Origin of the sequence: Pectinatus frisingensis, from assembly GCF_015732285.1 — a bacterium.
Lineage (GTDB): Bacteria > Bacillota > Negativicutes > Selenomonadales > Selenomonadaceae > Pectinatus > Pectinatus frisingensis.
The window spans coordinates 113,347-136,596 of the sequence record NZ_WIQU01000032.1 but is presented as its reverse complement, the minus strand read 5'-3'; the positions used below and the strand labels follow the sequence as shown (position 1 = coordinate 136,596).

Sequence of the window (23,250 nt, the reverse complement as noted above, 5' to 3'; positions counted from 1 at the left end):
CGCTGTGTGCCGTGGCACCCGACCCCGTCGGTACAAACTGATAATCGTGGCTGTCCAGTGTCAAGGTTTCCGTACTGCCGGTCTTACCATGGATAAGCTTAAATATGCGCCCATTGTCATTTTCCGTACCGGTGTAATCAGCACCATAAAGCGTGCCGGCGTCAGCCCCGCCCGGTGAATTGATACTGTAAATATTAAGCAGCGGAGCACCATCACTGTATTTATAAGCCGACGAATTTTCCGCGACTGTTTTTGTCCAACTGCTGGGATCATACACGGAAAGCGTACAAAAAGTTTGCTTATAATTTTTGTCATAATTTCTTTTTACCAGCAATATCCTGAGGCCGGTACCATTGCCGCCGTTAAAATAAAAGGCGATAGGATCGGTATTAGAAATATCACTTGGGAGTCCTCCCGTAACAGTCGGTGTTGACCCCGAAGAAGAAATCAATTTAAGACGACCGGCCGCAGCACTGAAATTATAAAATGTCGCCACTACCACTGAATTTGACATGATTAATTAAACCTCCTTAAACAAAATTGGCCTTTATACCCCGGCAGGACAGCCTCACTGTCCTGCGTCATTTGAGACGCTGCACCTCCCTTATCTGGCTTACTGTATTTAACTGCACCGGCAGTTTTTGTCCGTGCAGACAACAGACTGTTTAAAAGGACAATAAAAAAACTCCCTTACGGGAGCGCACTACACAGACAGGCCAAAAAAGCCCGGATGTGTAATCTCCTCCCCATACCTCGCAGGTCAAGCGGTGATTGTACAACAGGCAGTTCTCCTGACTCCGGGTCATCGTTTATCCGCGCCTTCCCAAAGCATTGCTCCAGTGACGTTGTCTGCGGATTTACTCTCCGTTACAGTGGCGGGACCGTGTTGGCTTTGCACCAAACTTCCCTATTAAGCCCCGAAGGGCACCTGTTCCGATTTATTAAGTTTTATTTATGCAGCCCATCACCACATTGCGCGCGATTCTCCGCCCTTTTAAGGGCGGACAAAGAACGAGATGCCTGCATAACTGTCAGTTTGCCCTTTATCCGCTCTTAATTTCTAAGGGCAGATAAAGCATTTTACAGAATGTATCGATATATGATAAAACAAAAGCGCCAGTTATCCCGACCAGCGGAATTACCGACGCTTTATTTTCTAAAAGCCGCCTGCTTTTGCCGGGTCAAGAACGAAAGCTGTTCCCAAAAACAGCTCACCTAAAAATCTGCAGTCAAATGCACCACATAAATCGTGCATATACCTGCAAATGTTCTCAATCCCAGACCTGTACATCGCAGGCTATATACGGATATAAAAACCAGGCAGTACCCTGACTTAGGTTCATTGCTGCATTTTTCCTTGGTAAGAGGGAAACAAAAATACAGCTCTCCTTCACAGTTGCGAGACAGCGCCGGACTTGCACCGGACTTCCCTATTGAATCCATCCAGATAATGGATACCTGATTTCATAAAAATTATCTAATTGTTAATATTATCTTAATTTAATAAATAATAGTTTTCACTTATTACGATAATGCCGTTTTACAGATTTGTCAACTATAATTTTATCAGTTTTTAGCTTTTCATCGAACATTTTAAAATATCAACTATAATAAAGACAAGCGGTGCGGCATATCTTCTGCATTCCAAAACCACTATATCCAAGCATATCAATCTTTGCATCTCATCAATTTTCCCAATGTCATTGATAGCTCATTTGATTTTTGAACGAATTATTAAGTCAGTGTTTCAACATAAATGAATTGTTTTAAAATATATCCGCTTTGCAATTTGGTCCAATTGAATTCCGCAAAATCTTCTATATCCGAATAATAGATTCAAAAGCATTTCCATTATTAAAAAGTAATGTTATACTAATCATAAAAAAAGGTGATACGGATGAAAAGAAAAATTCTTTTCCTGATTTGTGTATTTATGAGTTTTTTAGTAAGCAGCATAGCTCTCGCCGCTGCATCAACTGCTGACGCCGATTCATCGGCATTGACCACTACATCCTCCGGCAGCACAACTGATAACTCTGCAACTGCCGAAAAAAAGGCTACTTTTCATGTGGTATGTGCATATGACCATAATACACCTATCACAAATCTAGATATCTATTTCAAAAACCCGAGTAATGGAGAAATGGTATCTGGTACAACAGATGCGCAGGGAAATATTTCCTTTAGTGAAATGAACGGTGGTGTCTATAATGTTTATATGACAGACACCTATGGGAACTATGTATCTGCCGAATCATCCGTTTCTATTACCACAGATGAGCCGGAACCATTAATGGTTCCTGTCCCTTTAGCAAAATTACAGGTTATTTATCAAAATTCCAGTTTGGAAAACTATCAGGAACCATCCTACACTGTGTCGGGAACTTTTGATAAAACTTATAAATTAGCTCCATTGGCAGCCGGTACAAGTGTCACGAATGAATCCGGCTATGTTGCGACCGGAGCTTCCTATCTGGTGACGGTCAAGTCAGAAAAAGGCATCATTGGACAATCTTATTTTGCAATACCGTCCAAAACGGGTAATTTCTATATTCAAATTTATGATCGAAATCTCAATATATTTATGAAAAATATAAGATTATTTTTGTAATAGCTCTCATATGAAATCAGACTGTTATGGTAAATCAACATTATGGCAAAAAACTTTAAATGCAGCTAAGCTGATAATGAAGTATACGTCCCCGATAAAGGGTCACTAAATATTAATTCAAAATACCCCAAAAGCGATACACTATAGCTGCACACAATTATTGACCTGTAAGATTGTTTTATAACTGCTTGAACGGTGTACAAGCTTAGTATGATTGTAGCTGGGGCGGCTGCACGTCTGCAGCAGTGTCCGGACAGCGACTCAAAGTCTTATCCCGGATGTCATAATTTCCCCTGAATTACCATACTTTTTATACTTTACAAGTGTTGAATTTTATTATATACTATATCCAATAATTTAATAAGAAAGTACGTTTTTAGCAGGATGCTAATTAAGAGAATTCAAGGGAATTATTTTAAAAAGGGGTCCTGCTTTGTGTTATTTAAAAATAGTTCTTTTTTACAAATTAATCTCAAATATCTGTTTTTTTCTTTGATGATGTTTTTAATGCTTGTATTCCCATTTGCCCGGGTGGAAGCTCAAGAATCTTTGAGCGTTTTACCGTTTAAGAGCATTGCCGGTCCGCGTGAATTGGGATCGCTGTTGACAAATCAGCTTATGGCTGATTTGTCCGGAGACTCAGCTATTTGTTTGGTTGACCGTGGTAATATCAAAGATATTCTGGATGAACAGGGACTTGGGAAAACCGGTGTCATTGCCAAAAACACAGCGATACAGATGGGAAAAGTTCATGGCGTTGATTATCTTTTGACCGGCGGTGTTTTTAGTCCGCAAAATGTATTGCCGAGAAAGGGAGTTAAATATCCGGCGACCAGATTCAACGTATCATGGAAGTTAATTGATACGACAACCGGTCAAATTGTCCTTGCCGATACTAATAGCAAGGAAGTTCCGAAGATTCTGATTAAGCAAGATGGCCGGCGTGTATGGATCACTCCGTCGGATGCGGCCGGAAATGCTTTACGAGATATTTCCCATGATATCAGTCAATTGATCCAACAAAAGATGGCCAGACATACAGATACGACCCATGTTGCTTTTGTAGACGGAGATACCGTTTATATTGATGGCGGGCGCAACAAGAATGTCAGTGTAGATGAAATTTTTTCTATTGTACAGGATGGAGTTGTGATTCGAGATCCTGAAACGGGAAAATCTTTGGGATATCAGCAAAAAGTGATATGCAAAATTCAGATCGAACGTGTTAATGACGATTTTGCCTATGGTAAAGTTATAGCCGGCAGCAGCAATAACTTACAAATCGGTAATGTGGCGACAGCATCATGAAAATATTTTTACGCGTATGGTTAATTTTTATATTGTTTATGGTAACCTGCTCATCACCGTTATCGGCAGAACAGAAATCGTATAGTGCCTTAGGTTCCGGCCCTACAGAACGTGCAGCAATTCAGGATGCGTTCCGTAAAATATTAGAAAATGCGCAAGGTATAGATGTGGAATCCAATTCTTACCTGACTAACAGCATGATTGATCGTGATAATATTCATTCTTATACGAACGGGCATATAGAAAGCTACACGGTTTTGGATAGTCATTTTGATGGCACTGTATACAATGTTGAAGTCGAAGCAAATGTCGCTCCCGGTGAAGGTCCGGCCTCACCACAGGCTGCCCGATCGACAGAGCATCTGGGGATAAGTGACTTGATAATTGGCTTGAATGTCAATGCAGCGGGAAATCGATCAGCACTGTATGGTGTAAAAAATGACCAAACTGTTGAGGCAAATATAACCAATCATCTTACAGATGCCGGTTTTGCTCATATTTTTCCTGCCAATGACATTAGTGTAGGACCATTTGATTACACGATCAGCGGAACGCTTACATCAAGAGCCATGCCGATGAATTTGTCGACAGATATCCCGCTTTATACTAATCAGGCAGTGTTAAGTATCAAGGTTACTCGTTGCGACACGGGCGAAAGCCTGCTGACTGGAGAATATCTGGGGAGCAGCATCGACATTTCCAAACAAAATGCTGAGACAACTGCCAAATGTGTAGCTAGTAATAAAGCTGCGGAGGCAATCGTCTCGGTTTTGCGCAATGTTGCTGTTAACGCACAAAAAAGTTATACGATTACGGTCCATAATGTAAAAGATTATCATCAGCTCACCGCACTGAAGGATTATCTTAGTTATGCCTGTAATGCCGAAAATGTAGTTATCAAAACTTTTGATGAAAATAACGCCGTACTCACTCTGAACTTTACGGGTGAAAATGATGATCTTGCCGATATGCTCTCACAAAATCCAAGCTATTCGACAGTTATCACAAAAATAACGACGAGTACGATAGAGTTGACCTATTGACAAAATTTAAACCGTTTAGAAAGAGGATGATGTTGTCTTATGAGTAAGGTAAAATATCTGAAGGAGCTCTTTTTTTTATTTGTGTTTTCAGGGCTTTTTGTATTTATAGCACAACCTAGTTGTTCAGCAATAGGGGTGGATTGGGATAGCAATATCATTACAGCGATCGGCGTTGGAAGTGCACCCGAATATGCAATTAAACCGGGACAGGCCAATGCCTTAGCGCGCCGGGCAGCAACTGTGGACGCATATCGGAATCTTGCCAGCATTATTTATGGAATAGAGGTTGAAAATCATACCACTATCGAACAGTTAACAGTTAAGAATGATACAATTAAAACCGCTGTTGAAGGTGCTATCCGCAATGCACGCGTTGTAGATGAAGAACAATTGGACGACAGCAACTATCAGGTAACGGTAAGTATGCCGCTGTTTGGAAAAAACAGTCTTTCTTCTGCGGTTTGGCAGAATAATAATGAAAATACCGGTACAACAAATAATGTGCCAGTAGTTAATTCAACTGTTAATCCGGTGCAGGAACCGTCAACGACGAGTCCGACAATTCCTGCGACTATGGCGGCAACACCTTCCAGTACAGTTGTGCCGCTTCCTACCGGTGCTTATACAGGATTGATCGTTGACTGCAGAGGATTGGGTCTTGAACGTGCTATGACACCTAATATTATTGATACCAGCGGACGCACATTATATAATTCACAGAATGTGAATAATCAGCAGATTATTCATAACGGACTGGCTTCTTATGTAAAATCACCAAATGATGAAGCCGCTAATATAGCTGGTTCTAATCCATTGATTTTAAAGTGTGTATCTTTGACTGATTTTCATCGAAATCCAATTATCAGCAAAGAAGATGGTGACCGGCTTATCAGTGCTGTACAACAGTATGATTTTTTGAGAAATGGTTCAGTGGTCTTTATTCAGTAAATTAATATTATTTCAAACCAGGCAAAAAAGGAGATTGTCATGCGTTAACGAAACGCGTGACAATCTCTTTTTTTGCCTGATAGCTGCATTCCATATACTGTAATCGCATCATTATAATGATACTATTCCTTTAATCTCTTTAAGTTTGCCAACAGGTTGATCATAGATACTCTTTTAAAATAGCAGAAACTAAACCCGATTTTGTAAGCATAGACTTTAAAGCATCTAATTTTGTTTCTGCATTTTTGTATGTTTTCAAACTGGAATTTAAACTGTTTAAACTGATTTTCAATTCGGCTATCTCTGTGAGAGCACTTGTAGAGTCAGCCTCTTCATCTAAATCGATCGTTGATGAAAGTTTCGTCATAGTTTTTTCTAAAGAAGTAAGCTGTTTCGTCAGTGTTGTCAACTGTTCAGACGAGCTTACAGTGGAAGAAGCCGCATATCCTGTCTGATGAAAAGATAATCCGTACAAAATAACAGCGATAATCAAAAACGATATTTTCTTATTCATTTTGGGAGCCTCCTTTGCTGCCTGTCATGTTTTCATTTTCTAAGAGCTGCTGTTTATGTGAATTCGCATAGGTCATAATTGCAAGACAAATCTTATCACTGTCACTATCCGGCGTAATTGTTTCCCATATTTTTATTGCCGGTCGATTTGTTTCAATCAATATATTATTTGCATCGTAGGCATCTAACTCATAAATAGCTTTTGTATGATTTTTTATATCGAAAATACGATCTTCAAGAAAATAAGAAACCTGTAAATTTTCATCTGAAAAATTTAATAGTGCAGCAAATTTAGTAGCTGCTGATGAATTGAATGCACATTTTTGCCAAAACCGTATTTGATTTTCATTGCCATCAGCAAAACGAATTGTATCTGTGTCGAAAAATATTGTAACACCATCTTGAGAAGAAAGGACCTGCCAGCGGTTTTCCGAACTATCAGCAGCAAATCCATATGCTGTTCCGGTAAAAAATACAACACCTATTGAGAACATGAGAAAAATATATAAAGGGGAATTTTTTTTCATAATATCATTTCCCTCCTGAATTCAAGCTTTTGTTGATCACTCGAAGTAATTAGCTGTTTTTACTTGTCAATCTTTCATGTTTACTTTATAAAGCCGATACTTTATGTAAAGCCATATCACCTCTATACAACTTCCCATTAGATATTATAACATAAATAACATGGATAAAAATACATTTTAGTAAAGTATAGACAAAGGGTAAAGTACTAAAAAAGGCTTCACAGCAAAATGCCGTGAAACCTCGAATTTCTATGGAGCGGGCGAGGGGAATCGGACCCCCCTCTTAAGCTTGGGAAGCTCACATTCTACCAATGAACTACGCCCGCAAAACCGACTTAATAAGTGTACCATATTAAGTTTTCAGATGCAATATTTTCTGCAAAATCAGCTAAATTATTCTAAAATTTCCCTTGCGCAAGCGCCATCAGATTACTCTGCAGAAGTGTCATGGCACCCCGGGATAATTCATCTTTTGTGAGCAGAGCATGAATAAGTGTATGATACTGCGGCAAGGTATCTGCATTCCATAATAATTCAATATTTAGGAATTTCTTTGCTATTTTACTGAGATTTATACCGAATGCGTCAAGTGAATAGCGCATTTTTTCCGGTCTTCGACAGGGTTCATTTTTTATCCGGCTGCACCTGCAGCAAAAGTCACAGCCACCCGATGACAACGAAATGGCTGTCGGAGTATATTGTTCTGCCGCTAATAATATCTCACTTACTTGTTTTTTAACAGTCTTAGTGGTTTTTAAAGAAGTATATCTTATCTTTTCTTTTGTATTGGCTGCTGCAATAATCGCGGCATCATAAAAAATCCGAATGCCAACAAGATAGCTGTATTTATACGGTGCCAGATATTCATTAGGATCAAAGTCAAGCGGCGGGCACGACCAACGTGTATTATATTTATGACAGTCTTTACAATACCGGAGGAATCGTTCTCTCTCCTGATATTTCCCCAGGACATCGGTCAAGACCACCTGTTTTATACAGGTTTCAATTCTATACATCATGTTCTCCAGTCAGCTGTCATCCGGCAGCTGCAACAATTATAAATTTTTCTCAGTCATTCACCATCATATGACGTAAATCTTCTTCCGATACAGCTCCGACCAACTGGGCTGTCGATTGTCCGTTTTTAAAAACTATTATGGTAGGAATGATAGTTATGTTATAACGTTCAACCAGTTTTTGTTCCTTGTCCACGTCTACGCAGCCAACTTTATATTCACCTGCTGCCATTTTTTCCATTTTTTCAATTATCGGTGTAAATCTATGACATGGTGTACACCATTCAGCCCAAAAGTCGACTAACACTGGAATTTTCGATTGCAGTACCTCCATATCAAAATTGTACTGTGTATATATTTGCGGCATAATCTTTGCCTCCAGTCTCCTTTAATTTACTAATATCATTATACAATAATATATATTTATTTAATAGCTTCTGCAATGTTGACAAAAAAAGTTCCCGGTGTTATTATAAAGGAAATTAATATTGAAGGGTTAGGCGTCAGCAATGACTTAATAGGGAAACCGGTATTAGATAAGCCGGTGCGGTCCCGCCACTGTAACACTGAGCAATCCCGCATGTCATCCATTGGAATTATATTCTGAGAAGGAGCGGTAGAGCAATGATGTGAAGCCAGGAGAACTACCTAATCAGCAGTCACCGTTATACATTTATTGTATAGTACCCGCGAGCGATGGGAAGGAGATTATTGAATAAATAATTCTGGTATTTTATACCCTCTTTTTAGCGTTCGCTTTAAAGAGGGTTTTTATTTTGCTTTTTCAGCCCCTTTATATCTTCAGCTAATATAAAGGGGATCATGCTCATAGAGTTTTACTTCCTCTTAAACACTGCAGTAGCAGGACCTTGCATTCGCAAGGTTTTTTTGTTTTTATTCCCAAATACTGCCGTTTTATTTTTGTAATCGCATAATTGTTGATAAGATAAACTTTACTATCATTCCGGTAAGCAAGGCCGATATGATCGTGCCTTCACGAATTCCGACAATAGTTTGTGAGCAGACAAGGGACAGCAAACTGGCTGTCAAAACCAAAAAACAGTCAAAGACCACCTTTGTCCTGCCAAAGTCCAGATGCCAATTAATGGCAATGGCATTTACTATTCCCTCTCCCGGCAGCATGACGACTCTGCCAAGTATTTCACAGGTAATGCCAATCCCCATCGACAAACATCCCAATAAAAGGACCATCAGATAAAGCATATATATATCAGGAACGGGTATCTGTTCCAGCAGCTGCATGGCATTATCGATGAACATGGCAAAAATAAGCGTCATCGGTATCTGCAAAATCTGCATTTTTCCAAGACGGTCACGTAATATCACCCATTGCAGAAAAAGGAAAAACATATTTACAACAAAAGTAACTTCTCCCAGACTAAAAGGAACATTAGTACTGATCACATATGGCAGACTGGATATTGGCGAAGTTCCCAGTGAACTTTTTATTATCAAATCAATTCCCAGAGCCATAAAAAACAAACCGATGATAAAAGTTAGATAATTTTTGATTATTTTCATTACTGCATCATTCACCCCCCACCGTATTAAAATATACTTATATATTGCCAGATATTACGAACCCCAGCTCTACTCAGCTGGGGTTCGTAATTTTCCCGACTTTTTTATTTAAAGTTCATTCATGACCTGCTGCAGATGTTCTGTAAGCTTCATATTTTCACTGTAATCCACACGGCAGTCGATAATTACCGGCGCATCAAGTTTAAAGGCTTTCTCCAAGGTGGGAATAAGTTCTTCCGCTTTCTTTATCCTAAACCCCACAGCATGCATGCTTTCTGCAAACTTAACAAAATCCGGATTGGTGAAATCAACTCCGTAAGTATGATTATATTGAGCCTGTTGTTTCCATTTTATCAACCCATAACTGCAATCGTTGAAAATCAAGGTCACAAAATTGGTTCCAAGCCGCATGGCTGTTTCAAATTCCTGGCAGTTCATCATGAAACCACCATCCCCGGTTATTGCCAGCACCCTTTTATCCGGATGCACCAATTTGGCTGCTACTGCCCCTGGAACTGCAATTCCCATTGTGGCAAATCCATTAGAAATGATACAGGTGTTAGGTTTATAGCAGTTGTAATGGCGCGCTATCCAGACTTTATTAGCTCCCACATCGGAAATTACGATATCATCAGGTCCCATGACTTTGCGGACATCATTTAAAATACGCTGTGGTTTCATCGGGAATGACTGATCATAAGCATAGCTTTCATGTTCGCTGACCATCTTTTCCCGCAGTATCAAAGCCTCTTTTGGTTCCTGCAGCCGTGCCGCCCGTTGCATTATCCGCTTCAGGGCATCAGGAATGTCTCCCACTACTTCTACATTAGCCTGGTACAATTTATTTATATCGGCTGCCGATGCATCTATATGGATTATATCAACATCGCCGTTCTTGTTCCATTTGGATGGAGCATATTCTATAATATCATAGCCAACTGCGATTACCAAACTGGCTTTTTCCAGTATCTTATTTTGATAATCAGGAAATGGTATGCCAATCGTCCACATGGAATACTTATTATCAAATGGAATAGCACCTTTGGCCATCATCGTATTTATCACCGGTATCTTTAACTTTTCGGCAAAAGCTGTTAATTCTTTTGAAGCATGTGAGCGAATTACTCCGCTGCCCGCTAAAATAACCGGATTTTTAGCATATGAAATCAACTCGGCTGCCTCATCAATAGTATGAACTGAAGCATATTCACTGACCGGATACTGCTTTTGCAATGGACGTTCTTTATCCGCAATAGGCATCAATCCGATATTTACCGGCAGATCAATATGACAAGCGCCCGGTTTTTCCCGTTCAGCATATTTAAACGCCAGCCGCACTATTTCATTTATTGTATCCGGACGCACAACCATCTTGGTGCGGCGCGTTATCGGTTCAAACATTTTAGTCAAATCAAGAAATTGATGTGATGTAATATGCATGCGGTCTGTTCCAACCTGTCCGGTTATCGCGACCAACGGTGCCCCGTCGCTGTCAGCGTCAGCTACACCGGTTACCAGATTGGTGGCACCAGGGCCGAGCGTAGCCAGGCAGACGCCAGCCTTACCGGTAAGACGACCATAAACATCAGCCATAAAAGCAGCACCTTGTTCATGCCGAGTAGGAATAAATTGTATTTTTGAATTTTCCAGTGCATTCATTATTGCCAGATTTTCTTCCCCGGGGATGCCAAAAATGTACTTTACACCCTCCTCTTCCAAACATTCTACCAGCAAATCGGCAGTACAACGCTTACTTTTCTCATTCATGATGGTTTAAGCAAATCCTCCTAAAAAATTTAATGTAACCACATATTCAATAATAGCTATTTTAATAAAATTTATCAACAAAAATTTGTAAATATGCTGTAATAATGAAATAATTTATCTATACTTAGGCGGCAGATAAAAATATATACTATGAGCAAACATAAGTTTTTGACTTTCTGCTCTGCGGTTATCAGCTGTCATCGTGGCAAATCATCGATACTCAGACGTTAAAAACAGCCAATCAACACTCTAGCCGGCAGCATGCAAACGATCTTACCTTTTGTCCGCCCTCAAAAGGACGGGGAACCGCGCAAAAGTGATAATGTATTGCATAATTTATTTTGCCGGCATACCGATAGTTTCTCCTGCCCATGTTATAATAAAATAAAAAGCTTATCCATTATGTCAGGAGGAATGCATATGAAAAAGATTGGATTTATTGGAACCGGTATAATGGGCAGTGCCATGGCCGGACACCTGCTCAATGCAGGCTATGAAGTCAGTGTTTACAACAGGACCAAAGCCAAAGCTGACAGTTTACTGCAAAAAGGCGCCGTATGGTGTAACACTCCGGGACAATGTGCCAAAGGGCAGGATGTTATCATAAGCATCGTAGGCTATCCCAAGGATGTTGAAGAAATATATCTCGGTAAAAACGGTGTTCTGGACAACGCATCTGAAGGTGCTTATCTCATTGATATGACTACGTCCTCTCCACAGCTTGCACAAAAAATATACCGGATGGCAAAAGACAAGGGCATCTTTGCGCTTGATGCTCCTGTAACCGGTGGCGACAGCGGTGCCCAAAATGCCTCTCTTTCCATTTTGGTTGGTGGCGATACCGATGCTTTCACCGCTGTTAAACCATTACTTTTAAAAATGGGGACCAATATTGTATATGAAGGGACTGCCGGAGCCGGTCAAAAAACAAAAGCTTGTAATCAGATTGCCATTGCCGGTGCCTTAGCCGGGGCATGTGAAGCGCTTTCCTACGCCAAAGCAGCCGGACTTGATGTACAAAAAGTCTTTGATGCCATTTCACAGGGTGCTGCCGGCAGCTTCCAAATGAGCCATGTTGCCGTCAATGCTTTAAAAGGAAATTATCAACCGGGATTTATGCTTAAACATTTTATCAAAGACATGAAAATCGGCGTACAGGCAGGAGACTCCTGCGGCCTTAATATGCCAATCTTAAAACAGGTATTACAGCAAGCTGAAAATCTTGCTGCTAAGGGTCTGGAACAAGAGGGCACACAATGTTTAATTAAATATTATAAAGATAATTTTTAACATTTGCCGGCCATATGGCAATGCTGCAAATTGTCTTTTGTAATATTATCGTTCCATATGGCATAAAAATGTTCCGGTTTTGTAACATTTTTATGCCATGTAATAAATAAACATCCATGATGCTTATCGCTCATTTGTAAATAAACCAATGTTTTTCTTAATAAATCATATAATATTTTAATTATTAAGTAAGTTAATAATTAAATAGTTTATTTTTTCTCTGTTATACTTAATTTCTCAATACTCCCATAAAAAATTGGCACACGGTTTGCTCTGATAATTAATCGGCTTTATAAATTTGAAGGGGGTCATATTATGATAGTAAGTGTAATCAAGGAAATCAAGAATAACGAAAACCGCGTTGGTCTGACACCAGCCGGCAGCGAAGCTTTGGTAAAAGCCGGACATACTGTCCTGATAGAAAAATCGGCCGGAATTATCAGTGGTTTTAGTGATGAATCCTACAGTCAGACCGGTGCTCAGATAATCACCGACAAGAAACTTTTATTTGATAATGCCGATATGATCATAAAGGTCAAGGAACCCTTACCTGAAGAATACGATTATTTTCACGCGGGACAAATTCTCTATACGTACCTGCATCTCGCCCCCGCCCCAAAGCTCACCGAGGCATTGCTCAAACACAAAGTCATCAGCATAGCTTATGAAACAGTCGTTGGCCACGATGGTCACAGTCTGCCGCTGCTTTCACCAATGAGCGAAATAGCCGGCAGAATGTCTGTGCAGACAGGTGCACATTATCTGGAAAGCCGTTTTGGCGGCCGCGGTATACTTCTTGGTGGTGTCAGCGGTGTATGTCCGGCTCAGGTTGTCATCGTCGGTGGTGGTATTGTCGGTACTAATGCTGCTAAAATGGCCGCCGGACTTGGTGCCAGAGTTACCATACTTGATTTATCAATAGACCGGCTGCGTTATCTTGACGATATTTTCGCCGGACGAATAATCACCGAAATGTCCAACAGTTTAAATATCGCAAAATGGGTCAAACGGGCTGATTTACTGATTGGCGCCGTATTAGTTCCCGGTTCCAAAACACCGAAACTGGTATCTGAAGCAATGGTAAAAACCATGAAACCCGGTTCAGTTGTGGTCGATGTTGCTATTGATCAGGGTGGTGCTATTGAAACATGTGATCATTGCACTACCCATGATAATCCCACTTTTAAAAAGTATGACGTCATTCATTATTCCGTAGCCAATATTCCCGGAGCTGTTGCCAGAACATCAACGCTGGCTCTCACCAATGCTACTTTACCATATGCCCTGTCCATTGCCAATAAGGGCTATAAAAAAGCATTTTTTGATGATCCAGGTTTGCTGCAAGGGTTGAATACCATCGATGGAAAACTGACCTATAAAGGTGTTGCCGATGGGCTTGGTCTTCCCTACACTGACAGCAGGGAGTTTTTAAAGTAATTATACACTGATAAAGTAAACGGAGCTGTCGCACAAACGGCATTGACCTCATAAAAACACAATCTGCCACCATCATGCGATCCCGCCCTTTTAAAAGCGGACAAAAAAGCGGCATACTGCGTATTTATGAATGAAAATGGTTATGTGCAGCAACCCCGTCTTTTTATTTATTACCGGCCAAAAGACAATCCGTACTTTTTCATTTTGCGCAATATACTGGTATGTGAAACTCCTAATGCCATCCCCAATTTCCGCGAGGTTTTGTATTTTTTCATTGCTCTTGCAAGAATATTACGCTCAGCCTGAGCAACAGCCTCGTCAAGATTTTCCGGTAAAATCTCTGTCGGCAACTTATTTACAGATATTGCCCTGCCAGTATCAAAAACTATATCATCCGGCATTATCTCATTTGTTGTGGCAATATTTACTGCTCTTTCAATAATATTACCCAATTCACGGACATTTCCCGGGAAATCATAGTGTCTCAGTTTCTGAAGTGCCTGGACATTAATCGTCTCAATATCAGGATTTATGTGCTGTGCCGCAACCTTCATGAGATGTTTAGCCAGAATTTCTATGTCCTCAGGGTGTTCGCGCAGTGCCGGCAGATTCAGTGGAATTACATTAAGACGATAATATAAGTCACTGCGGAAACAGTTAGTCTGCATCATGTATTCAAGATCCCGGTTAGTTGCAGCTATTATACGCACATCTATCGGTATTTCGCTCACTGCCCCGACACGTCGCACTGTATGTTCCTGCAAAACCCGCAGCAATTTAGCCTGAAGTGCGAATGAAATATCACCGATTTCATCAAGAAACAATGTCCCGCCGTCAGCCAGTTCAAACAATCCCAGTTTACCGCCTTTATGCGCTCCGGTAAAGCTGCCTTCTTCATAGCCAAACAATTCACTTTCCAGTAATGTCTCCGGAATAGCCGTACAATTTATCGCCAAAAAAATATTATTATGCCGCAGTGACGCATTATGTATGGCGCGGGCAAACAATTCCTTACCGCAGCCTGTTTCACCGCGCAGCAAAATAGTTGAGGAACTATTAGCATAGTGTCTGGCATTTTTCACCAGCGTATCCATTATTTCACTGCTGTACAAAATATCAGTAAAACTTGCGGCTGGCTGTTCTGTCAGCTTTTGATAGATCTTACGTACAGCTTCTATACTGCGTACCAAGGCAATACAGCCCGAAACTGACTGTGTTTCATCAAAAATTGGTTGGCTGCTGACCATATAATGAACATTGCGCTCCGGAATAAAAACCTCATGATGCGAAATAATCTGACCGGAGGTTAGTGATTTTTTCAGCAGTGAATGAAACGGCAATACCGTATCAATATTGCCGCCAATACTATCCGTATTGTTTAACTGGAGCATCTTCGCGGCAGCTCGATTTATATAAGTAATTAATCCTGATTTATCAGTGGCTATAACTCCCTCACTAATAGTGTCAAAAACCGTTTTCATTTGCTGGTATTGTTTATTGCGCGGCATTATTGCTATCTGTTTTATATCTGTTATGTCAGGCAGTCTGCCGATATCGGCCACAATCGCATTCTCTTTCATCAACGGCAGCGCCGGCAGCTCCAGATAAGTAATATTCTTTATGACTTCCATCGAAATAATATTGACATGGTATTTCAACATAATGCGTGATATATCATACACAAGGCCATGCCTGTCCTGATTTTCAATCTGTATTTTCAATGTTTCCACCTCAGTTTGCCAATAAATCATACCATTTTTTTATTAATTTTTATTTATTAATAATCGCACATTATAAAATATTTATCAATGGTGCCGTAAAAACACTTTAATATCATTTTCATCTTTACTATTTTTTACATCCGGCCAAATTTATTTTCGTGAGTGCTTTGCGACAAAAAACTGCCGCAGCCGATAACAAATATAATCGGCTGCGGCAGTTTTTTATTTTCATTTATACTTTTGTCGTCAATTTTTCTGTTATAACCGCCGTGACCATGGCATCACTTACATTTAATGCCGTGCGTCCCATATCAATCAGTGGTTCCACAGCAATCAAAAGTCCTACCAATCCTACCGGCAGCCCCATTGTCGATAAAACCACTAATGCAGCGAATGTGGCTCCACCACCGACGCCGGCTATCCCGAGTGAACCGAGCGCTGTCACAAATACAAGTTTCAACAAAAAAGGCAGGGTAAACGGATCTATTCCCACTGTTGGCGCAATCATAACTGCCAGCATTGCCGGATATACACCGGCACAACCGTTTTGTCCTATGCTGATGCCAAATGATGCAGCAAGATTGGCAATTCCCTTCGATACTCCCATCTTACTTTCTAATGCACTTACTGTCAGCGGCAGTGTCCCTGCACTTGTCCTTGACATAAATGCAAAAGAAAGGACTGGAAAAGCTTCATTAATGTAATGCAGCGGATTATATCTGACCAATGCCAGCAGCAGCAAATGAATGACGAACATCACTATTATCGCCGTGTACGATGCTGCCACAAATGACACCAGCTTTAGTATACTGCTGATATCGCTGGTCGCGATAAACTTTACGATTAATGACAAGATACCATATGGTGTAATACGCAGTATCAGGTCAACGATCTCCATTATGATATCCTGCGACGCCAATATTATTTTTTCCAGAAACTCAGCCGTTTCCGGTTTATATTGTCTTATCTTTAAAATACTGATGCCGATGAGTATGGCAATAAATACCACTGATAATGTGTCAGCACTGTGCTGACCGGTAAAAGCATAGAACACATTTGTCGGAATTATCTCGATAAGCTGTTCTTGAACTGATTTTTTCTGAAATGTATCCAATTTAGTTTCAATATTCTGTCCCGCGATTATTTCACTGTCACCGGCCGGCATTCCCACTGCCGACAGGTGATATCCCAAGGCTGAAGCTGCTCCTACTGATGCTGCTATGACTGTGGTAAACAAAAGTATGCCGATGATCAATATACCCGTAGTGCGAAAAGTCTTCATATCTTTTATCTGCAAAATAGACGATGTTATTGATACCAATACCAGTGGAATGACAATCAGCATCAGCATTCTTATATAACCTGTACCAACAATATTGAGCCAGCTCAATGTTCCTTTGACTACCGGAGAGTCAATTCCATATGAGCCTTGATAAACTGCTCCTATTATAATACCGATAGCCAGCGCAAATAATATCCGCTTGCCAAATGAAACACCCTTTCGTTCTAAATAAAACAAAAAGGCAAATATTAAAACAATGACCAATAAATTAAATAATACCATTATGCCCTTTCCTCCCTGTTATCACTTTATATAATCTAAATCCTTACTTAATAAGTATTAATTACAATAGCTATACTTTATCATAAGTTCCGTAAATAATCAATAATTATTACTGCTATACTAACCTAACAGAAAAAACATACTATATTATCGATAATTTATATATAAAAATACTGCCGCATATAGTACCAGGTCAAATAAACATGCAAGCTCTACAAACATCGCTGTTAAAACCACAATCAGACTTCTAACAGGCCGATTAATTTACTATGCTGCATATTTACCGCCAAATGCTACATGCGACAGTTTTTTAGTTTAATCTATAATAATATGGCCTTATGATCAGGCTTCCGGTTTTATCAGCCGCTGTGGATCTATATAAAAATCGTAGTCCTTTTCTGAAACATACCCCAGCGCCAATGCAGCCTGCTTGAGAGTTGTGTTTTCCTTAGCAGCTTTTTTACCGATTTCAGCTGCTTTATCATAACCAATCAATGGCACCAGTCCTGTTACTAAAATCAGTGACTGATTCAAATGTTCCTTAATTCTTGGTAAATTGGGCTGTATACCCGTGACACATTTATGATTGAATGATTTAATCGCGTCTCCCAGTAAACGAATGCTTTGAATCATATTATAAGCAATGACCGGCATAAATACATTGAGTTGAAAATTGCCCTGACTGGCAGCAAATCCGATTGTTGTATCATTTCCCATAATCTGTACCGCAACCATAGTCATTGCTTCAGCTTGGGTAGGATTTACTTTTGAAGGCATTATCGAGCTGCCCGGTTCATTTGCCGGTATGGTTATTTCACCGATGCCGCAGCGTGGTCCGCTGGCCAGCCAGCGCACATCATTGGCAATCTTCATCAAATCGGCTGCCAAAGCTTTCAAAATTCCATGAACTGATGCCAGTTCTGATTTACTTGACAATGCCTGAAATTTATTGGGTGCCGTTTCAAAATTTTCACCAGTAAGATTGCTTATTTCCTTAGCCACTCTCACTGCAAATTCAGGATGAGTATTTATGCCAGTGCCGACAGCTGTTCCTCCCATTGCCAAATAATGAACATATTCAAGTGACCGATCCAATATTTCGCGGTCACGTTTCACTATGCCACTCCAGCCGCTTATTTCCTGCCCCAATGTCAATGGCGTAGCATCCATTAAATGTGTACGGCCTATTTTAATAATATCTTTGAATTCATTTGATTTTTCATCTAAAGCAGCAATAAAATCATCCATTATCGGCAGTAAATGTTTTTTTATCAGCATCAAAGTGACAACATGCAAAGCTGTGGGAAAAATATCGTTGGAGCTTTGCGAATGATTCACATGGTCATTGGGATGAACCTTAATAGTTTTGCCTTGTTCCTGCAAAATCTGCATAGCCCGATGTGCTAAAACTTCATTCACATTCATGTTGAACTGTGTCCCACTGCCTGTCTGCCAGACTGCAAGCGGGAAATTATCATCCAGCTTACCGGCATGAACTTCATCGCAGGCTGTCATAATAGCTTCGGCTCTTTCTTTGTCAATCAGTTTTAAGTCCAGGTTCACCCTGGCAGCTGCCTTTTTTAACCGGGAAAATACCCGCACCAGCTCTATAGGTATTTTTTCCGTACCTATTTTAAAATTCTGGTAACTACGCTGTGTCTGTGCACCCCATAATTTATCAGCCGGAACTTTTATTTCTCCAATAGAATCCTTTTCAACACGATACTGCATCAAAATCCCTCCTACTATCTATCTTAAATTGCATATTACTATGTTCTAAAATGAACTATCTTTTTTATTCTACGTCAACCGGAAAACTCCCTGCATATTTTGAAAATGATTTTCATTTAATTTAGATATTTTACTGCAAAAAAGAGTTTTTTATTCCAAATCAGGCCATTGCCGCAATTAATCCTACACAGCTGATAGACAATGCTTTATTTCTAATGTAAAATATTAATGTATTATTATATTTTTGTTACACTGCTATCAATATTTATTGAGTTATTTCAATATGGAGGCTGGATAATGTCAGTTAAGAGAATTTATGTGGAAAAGCGCCCCGGATTTTTCGATACTCCGGCGCAAAAACTTTGTGCCGATTTAAAAAGTATGTTTACCGTGACAGATTTGAGATTTGTCCGTATTTTTCGTCGGTATGATATAGAAGGAATGACTGACGAAGAATTTAGCAAAGCCAAAAATGTTGTTTTCGCTGATCCCCCTGTCGATGTAATCTATAATGAAAATCTGCCATCCATGAAAAACACACGTATGTTCGCTATGGAATTTCTCCCCGGCCAATTCGACCAGACTGCTGATTCAGCCGCACAATGTGTGCAGCTCATCACCCAAAAAGAACGTCCGCTTGTCCGTACGGCTAAAATTATTGCCCTGGTCGGTAATGTCGATGATGAGACTTTTTATGAAATAAAAAAATACTGCATAAATGAAGTAGAATGCCGTGAAGCTTCTATGGAAAAACCGCAAACACTGTCCATGACTGTACAAAATCCTGCCGATGTGCAGATCATCACCGGTTTTTCCGCAATGTCAAATGAAACAATAAATACCCTTCATGACAAATTAGGTTTAGCAATGAGTTATGAAGATTTTTTGTTTTGCCGCAAGTATTTTGCTGAACAAGAACAGCGTGATCCGACTATAACTGAAATACGTGTTATCGATACATATTGGTCTGATCATTGCCGTCATACTACGTTCACTACAGCAATTGACTCAGTCACTATTGAAGATGATGAATATACCGCCGATATAAAGGATTCATATAATCTATACCTTCATGATCGCACTGATTTACACAGGGAAAACCATCCTGTAACTTTGATGGATCTGGCTGTGATTGGTATGAAAAAGCTCAGGCAGATGGGTAAACTTGGTGACCTTGACGTGTCAGAAGAAATCAATGCCTGTAGTATCGTTGTCCCAGCAGTAATCGACGGTAAAAAGGAAAACTGGTTGGTCATGTTTAAAAACGAGACCCACAATCACCCCACGGAAATTGAGCCTTTTGGCGGTGCCGCTACCTGCCTTGGCGGTGCAATCCGCGATCCGCTGTCGGGACGTGCCTATGTCTATCAGGCAATGCGTGTAACCGGTGCCGCCGATCCGCGGCGCAGCCTTGATGAGACTATCGAAGGCAAGCTGCCACAGCGAAAAATCACTCGGGACGCTGCCAGTGGCTATAGTTCCTATGGCAATCAAATAGGTTTGGCAACGGGACAGGTACACGAAGTTTATCACGAAGGTTTTCTTGCCAAACGATTGGAAGTTGGTGCCGTTATTGCCGCTGTACCACAAGAAAATGTCGTGCGTCAGGAACCGCAGCCTGGTGACCAGATAATTCTTGTAGGCGGACGAACCGGACGTGACGGTATAGGCGGAGCTACAGGTTCTTCTAAAGAACATACATTGGAATCATTGGAAACCTGCGGTGCCGAAGTGCAAAAAGGTAATCCACCGACAGAACGCAAACTGCAGCGCCTGTTCCGCAAAAAGGAAGTCAGCCGCCTGATAAAACGCTGTAATGATTTTGGTGCCGGCGGCGTAGCTGTTGCAATCGGAGAACTTTCCGACGGCTTATATATAAAATTAGATAACATAAAGAAAAAATATGACGGTCTTGACGGTACTGAACTGGCTATTTCCGAATCACAGGAACGAATGGCAGTAGTAGTCACCGCTGCTGATGCACAAAAATTTATCGACTATGCGGCTGAAGAAAACCTTGAAGCTGCTATCGTCGCGGCAGTCACTGCTGACAATCGGCTGCGAATGGTTTGGCGCGGCAAAAACATTGTAAATATCAGCAGAACATTCTTACAGACAAACGGCATCCAGCAACATGTATCTGTCAAGATAAATGCCCCCAATAAATATGACACCTACTTTTCCCAATTGCCCACTCTTGATTATGGAAAAAATTCTGTTGAAAAACTCTGGTTAAGAAATCTCGAAGATATAAATGTCTGTGACCAAAAAGGTCTTGTTGAACAGTTTGATTCTACTATTGGAGCCGGTACTTTACTGATGCCTTACGGCGGCTATACACAACGTACTCCTTCCGAAGGTATGGCTGCAAAGCTGCCGGTAATCGGCGGTAAAACTGATACGGCAACGCTTATGGCTTTCGGTTTCGATCCTTACCTCATGGACTGGAGTCCCTATCATGGTGCTGTTTACTCAGTCATAGCTGCTTTAGCCAAAATCACCGCTATGGGTGGCGATTATACGCTTGCCAGATTGACGTTTCAGGAATATTTCGAAAGCTTGGGAAAAGATGCAGCAAAATGGGGTAAACCATTTGCCGCCTTGCTGGGAGCGCTGCGTGCCCAGCATGAATTTGGCACCGCCGCCATCGGTGGAAAAGATTCCATGTCCGGTACCTTTATGAATATGAATGTACCGCCGTCACTACTAACTTTTGCAGTTTGTCCTACACTGTCCAATAAAGTTGTTTCATCTGAATTTAAACTAGCCGGCAACCGTGTTTATGTATTACCTGCCTTACGCGACAAACACGACCTGCCAATATTTAATAAACTGAAGAAAAATTTTGCTGCGGTTAATAAATTGGCTGAAAACCACAAACTGTTTTCAGCAATGAGTGTAGGTAAGGGCGGTATCGCCGCTACTATAAGCAAAATGTGTCTTGGTGAAAACCTCGGTTTTAAATTTAATGAAAATATATCATATGATATTCCCAAAATGTTTGGCAGTTCTTATGGTACTTTAATAATCGAATTAGCCAATAATGCTGATCTGACCGAATTAGAAAGCACCGGTTTTTATTTGCTCGGCCAGATAATCAATACTCCCACCGTCATCTATGGCAATGTAACAATAAACATCAATGATATTGCTAAATCTTACGAAAAGCCATTAGAAAAAATTTTCCCCACTCAGATAAAAACGACTGTAAAACGCGATAATGATTTACCCGTACTTGACAATTCCATCGGTTTTGAAGCGGAAAAGCTTTTTACTGATACCAGCCTTAATATTTCACTGTCCGGCAGCCGACGTTACAATAAAGCTGTAAGTATGATATACAAGGCAAAAAAAATTATCAATCGATCTGTTTCTATTGCCAAACCGCAAGTATTTATACCCGTATTCCCCGGTACCAACTGCGAATACGATACTGAGGCTGCTTTCCTTAGAGCAGGAGCCAAAGTACAAACCCTGGTGGTAAAAAATCTGACACCGACAGCCGTTGAAGAATCTGTTCTGGCAATAGAAAAGGCTATCAATACAGCCCAAATAGTGATGCTGCCCGGAGGATTTTCCGGTGGAGATGAACCTGACGGCAGCGGTAAATTCATTGCCGCTACTTTCAGAAATCCCCGCATTGCCGATGCAATAAATAAACTGCTGTATCAGCGTGATGGTTTAATGCTCGGTATTTGCAATGGTTTTCAGGCACTGATAAAGCTGGGACTTTTACCATACGGTGAAATACGCGACTTGAATCTTGATTCACCAACTCTTACTTACAACCAGATTGGCCGTCATGTCTCCAGAATAGTACAAACAAAAGTTGTTTCTGATCTTTCTCCATGGCTCGCCAAAACATCATTGGATGATATTCATACCATGGCTGTTTCTCATGGCGAAGGCCGATTCTTTGCCACTCAGCAGGTAATCAGCGGTTTACGCAAAAAAGGTCAGATTGCAACTCAATATGTCGACCATGAAGGCAATGCTTCTATGGATATCAATTACAATCCTAATGGTTCTATCGATGCAATTGAAGGCATCACCAGCCCTGACGGACGCATTTTTGGTAAAATGGGCCACTCTGAACGTATAACTAACGATTTGGCAATAAATGTTCCCGGTGAAAAAAACCAATTATTATTTGAATCCGGTGTTGCTTACTACAGATAATGAAGTCTGTATTGCAAACTATTTCATAGCATAACTAAAATCCCCCCATCAGT

The 23,250-nt window shown here is 40.5% G+C and carries 17 protein-coding genes, 1 tRNA gene and 3 riboswitches; of the genes, 7 read left to right on the top strand and 11 right to left on the bottom strand.

Annotation, left to right across the window (positions count from 1 at the left end):
• A partial coding sequence (locus I6751_RS06175; RefSeq protein WP_196599020.1) for a hypothetical protein occupies positions 1-514 on the bottom strand: 514 nt, incomplete at its 3' end.
• 250 nt (positions 515-764) lie between these two features.
• A riboswitch (cobalamin riboswitch) is annotated at positions 765-947 on the bottom strand.
• Positions 948-1,302: 355 nt separating this feature from the next.
• A riboswitch (cobalamin riboswitch) is annotated at positions 1,303-1,477 on the bottom strand.
• 420 nt (positions 1,478-1,897) lie between these two features.
• Between I6751_RS06175 and I6751_RS06170 the strand changes: the two genes are divergently transcribed.
• The 4 genes from I6751_RS06170 to I6751_RS06155 all read left to right on the top strand — a co-directional run bounded on the left by I6751_RS06170 (position 1,898) and on the right by I6751_RS06155 (position 5,910).
• Positions 1,898-2,611 (top strand): hypothetical protein, encoded by a 714-nt coding sequence (locus I6751_RS06170; RefSeq protein ID WP_196592224.1) that lies wholly within the window; start codon positions 1,898-1,900, stop codon positions 2,609-2,611.
• Between the two features lie 435 nt (positions 2,612-3,046).
• Complete coding sequence (locus tag I6751_RS06165; protein ID WP_196592223.1) at positions 3,047-3,919, top strand: CsgG/HfaB family protein; 873 nt, start codon at positions 3,047-3,049, stop codon at positions 3,917-3,919.
• The gene (locus I6751_RS06160) at positions 3,916-4,962 is read left to right on the top strand and encodes an LPP20 family lipoprotein (protein ID WP_196592222.1); all 1,047 of its coding nucleotides are present in this window, start codon (positions 3,916-3,918) and stop codon (positions 4,960-4,962) included. The genes I6751_RS06165 and I6751_RS06160 overlap by 4 nt, the downstream gene beginning before the upstream one ends.
• 39 nt (positions 4,963-5,001) lie before the next feature.
• Positions 5,002-5,910 carry an LPP20 family lipoprotein gene (locus I6751_RS06155; protein ID WP_196592221.1) on the top strand — a complete coding sequence of 303 codons (909 nt, stop codon included), beginning with the start codon at positions 5,002-5,004 and terminating at the stop codon, positions 5,908-5,910.
• A 160-nt stretch (positions 5,911-6,070) separates the two neighbouring features.
• Here I6751_RS06155 and I6751_RS06150 read toward each other — a convergent pair whose 3' ends face one another.
• From I6751_RS06150 to I6751_RS06120, 7 genes are all read right to left on the bottom strand, one after another.
• Positions 6,071-6,424, bottom strand: coding sequence for a hypothetical protein (locus I6751_RS06150; RefSeq protein ID WP_196592220.1), 354 nt, complete (start codon positions 6,422-6,424; stop codon positions 6,071-6,073).
• Positions 6,417-6,950 (bottom strand): hypothetical protein, encoded by a 534-nt coding sequence (locus I6751_RS06145; RefSeq protein ID WP_196592219.1) that lies wholly within the window; start codon positions 6,948-6,950, stop codon positions 6,417-6,419. The genes I6751_RS06150 and I6751_RS06145 overlap by 8 nt, the downstream gene beginning before the upstream one ends.
• 252 nt (positions 6,951-7,202) lie before the next feature.
• Positions 7,203-7,276: transfer RNA gene (locus I6751_RS06140), tRNA-Gly, on the bottom strand.
• A 72-nt stretch (positions 7,277-7,348) separates the two neighbouring features.
• Positions 7,349-7,969: a DUF2284 domain-containing protein gene (locus I6751_RS06135; protein ID WP_196592218.1), complete on the bottom strand. Its 621-nt coding sequence runs from the start codon at positions 7,967-7,969 to the stop codon at positions 7,349-7,351.
• 49 nt (positions 7,970-8,018) lie between these two features.
• Positions 8,019-8,333 carry a thioredoxin gene (gene trxA / locus I6751_RS06130; RefSeq protein ID WP_196592217.1) on the bottom strand — a complete coding sequence of 105 codons (315 nt, stop codon included), beginning with the start codon at positions 8,331-8,333 and terminating at the stop codon, positions 8,019-8,021.
• 114 nt (positions 8,334-8,447) lie between these two features.
• Positions 8,448-8,632: riboswitch (cobalamin riboswitch) on the top strand.
• Positions 8,633-8,881: 249 nt separating this feature from the next.
• On the bottom strand, positions 8,882-9,508 hold the full coding sequence (locus I6751_RS06125) for a YczE/YyaS/YitT family protein (protein WP_196592215.1): 627 nt from the start codon (positions 9,506-9,508) through the stop codon (positions 8,882-8,884).
• Between the two features lie 108 nt (positions 9,509-9,616).
• Positions 9,617-11,275 carry an acetolactate synthase large subunit gene (locus I6751_RS06120; RefSeq protein WP_196592214.1) on the bottom strand — a complete coding sequence of 553 codons (1,659 nt, stop codon included), beginning with the start codon at positions 11,273-11,275 and terminating at the stop codon, positions 9,617-9,619.
• Positions 11,276-11,689: 414 nt separating this feature from the next.
• Between I6751_RS06120 and I6751_RS06115 the strand changes: the two genes are divergently transcribed.
• Complete coding sequence (locus I6751_RS06115) at positions 11,690-12,565, top strand: NAD(P)-dependent oxidoreductase (protein ID WP_330998208.1); 876 nt, start codon at positions 11,690-11,692, stop codon at positions 12,563-12,565.
• A 315-nt stretch (positions 12,566-12,880) separates the two neighbouring features.
• Positions 12,881-14,002, top strand: coding sequence for an alanine dehydrogenase (gene ald / locus I6751_RS06110; protein WP_182186873.1), 1,122 nt, complete (start codon positions 12,881-12,883; stop codon positions 14,000-14,002).
• A gap of 170 nt (positions 14,003-14,172) precedes the next feature.
• Here the strand turns inward: ald and I6751_RS06105 are convergent, their stop codons facing one another.
• From I6751_RS06105 to fumC, 3 genes are all read right to left on the bottom strand, one after another.
• Positions 14,173-15,723, bottom strand: a complete 1,551-nt coding sequence (locus tag I6751_RS06105) for a sigma 54-interacting transcriptional regulator (protein WP_196592212.1) — start codon at positions 15,721-15,723, stop codon at positions 14,173-14,175.
• 232 nt (positions 15,724-15,955) lie between these two features.
• A complete protein-coding gene (locus I6751_RS06100; RefSeq protein ID WP_196592211.1) occupies positions 15,956-17,287 on the bottom strand; it encodes a cation:dicarboxylate symporter family transporter in 1,332 nt (443 codons plus the stop codon).
• Between the two features lie 342 nt (positions 17,288-17,629).
• Positions 17,630-19,018, bottom strand: coding sequence for a class II fumarate hydratase (gene fumC / locus I6751_RS06095; RefSeq protein WP_182186879.1), 1,389 nt, complete (start codon positions 19,016-19,018; stop codon positions 17,630-17,632).
• Between the two features lie 297 nt (positions 19,019-19,315).
• Between fumC and I6751_RS06090 the strand changes: the two genes are divergently transcribed.
• Positions 19,316-23,197, top strand: a complete 3,882-nt coding sequence (locus tag I6751_RS06090; protein WP_196592210.1) for a phosphoribosylformylglycinamidine synthase — start codon at positions 19,316-19,318, stop codon at positions 23,195-23,197.
• The last annotated feature ends 53 nt before the right edge of the window (positions 23,198-23,250 follow it).

Bases quoted from the DNA above. Each gene is read 5' to 3' on its own strand.
- trxA (WP_196592217.1), bottom strand. From the start codon at position 8,333: ATGCCGCAAATATATACACAGTACAATTTTGATATGGAGGTACTGCAA.
- ald (WP_182186873.1), top strand. From the start codon at position 12,881: ATGATAGTAAGTGTAATCAAGGAAATCAAGAATAACGAAAACCGCGTT.
- I6751_RS06120 (WP_196592214.1), bottom strand. From the start codon at position 11,275: ATGAATGAGAAAAGTAAGCGTTGTACTGCCGATTTGCTGGTAGAATGT.
- fumC (WP_182186879.1), bottom strand. From the start codon at position 19,018: ATGCAGTATCGTGTTGAAAAGGATTCTATTGGAGAAATAAAAGTTCCG.
- I6751_RS06150 (WP_196592220.1), bottom strand. From the start codon at position 6,424: ATGAATAAGAAAATATCGTTTTTGATTATCGCTGTTATTTTGTACGGA.
- I6751_RS06160 (WP_196592222.1), top strand. From the start codon at position 3,916: ATGAAAATATTTTTACGCGTATGGTTAATTTTTATATTGTTTATGGTA.
- I6751_RS06135 (WP_196592218.1), bottom strand. From the start codon at position 7,969: ATGATGTATAGAATTGAAACCTGTATAAAACAGGTGGTCTTGACCGAT.
- I6751_RS06125 (WP_196592215.1), bottom strand. From the start codon at position 9,508: ATGAAAATAATCAAAAATTATCTAACTTTTATCATCGGTTTGTTTTTT.
- I6751_RS06155 (WP_196592221.1), top strand. From the start codon at position 5,002: ATGAGTAAGGTAAAATATCTGAAGGAGCTCTTTTTTTTATTTGTGTTT.
- I6751_RS06100 (WP_196592211.1), bottom strand. From the start codon at position 17,287: ATGGTATTATTTAATTTATTGGTCATTGTTTTAATATTTGCCTTTTTG.
- I6751_RS06145 (WP_196592219.1), bottom strand. From the start codon at position 6,950: ATGAAAAAAAATTCCCCTTTATATATTTTTCTCATGTTCTCAATAGGT.
- I6751_RS06115 (WP_330998208.1), top strand. From the start codon at position 11,690: ATGCATATGAAAAAGATTGGATTTATTGGAACCGGTATAATGGGCAGT.
- I6751_RS06170 (WP_196592224.1), top strand. From the start codon at position 1,898: ATGAAAAGAAAAATTCTTTTCCTGATTTGTGTATTTATGAGTTTTTTA.
- I6751_RS06090 (WP_196592210.1), top strand. From the start codon at position 19,316: ATGTCAGTTAAGAGAATTTATGTGGAAAAGCGCCCCGGATTTTTCGAT.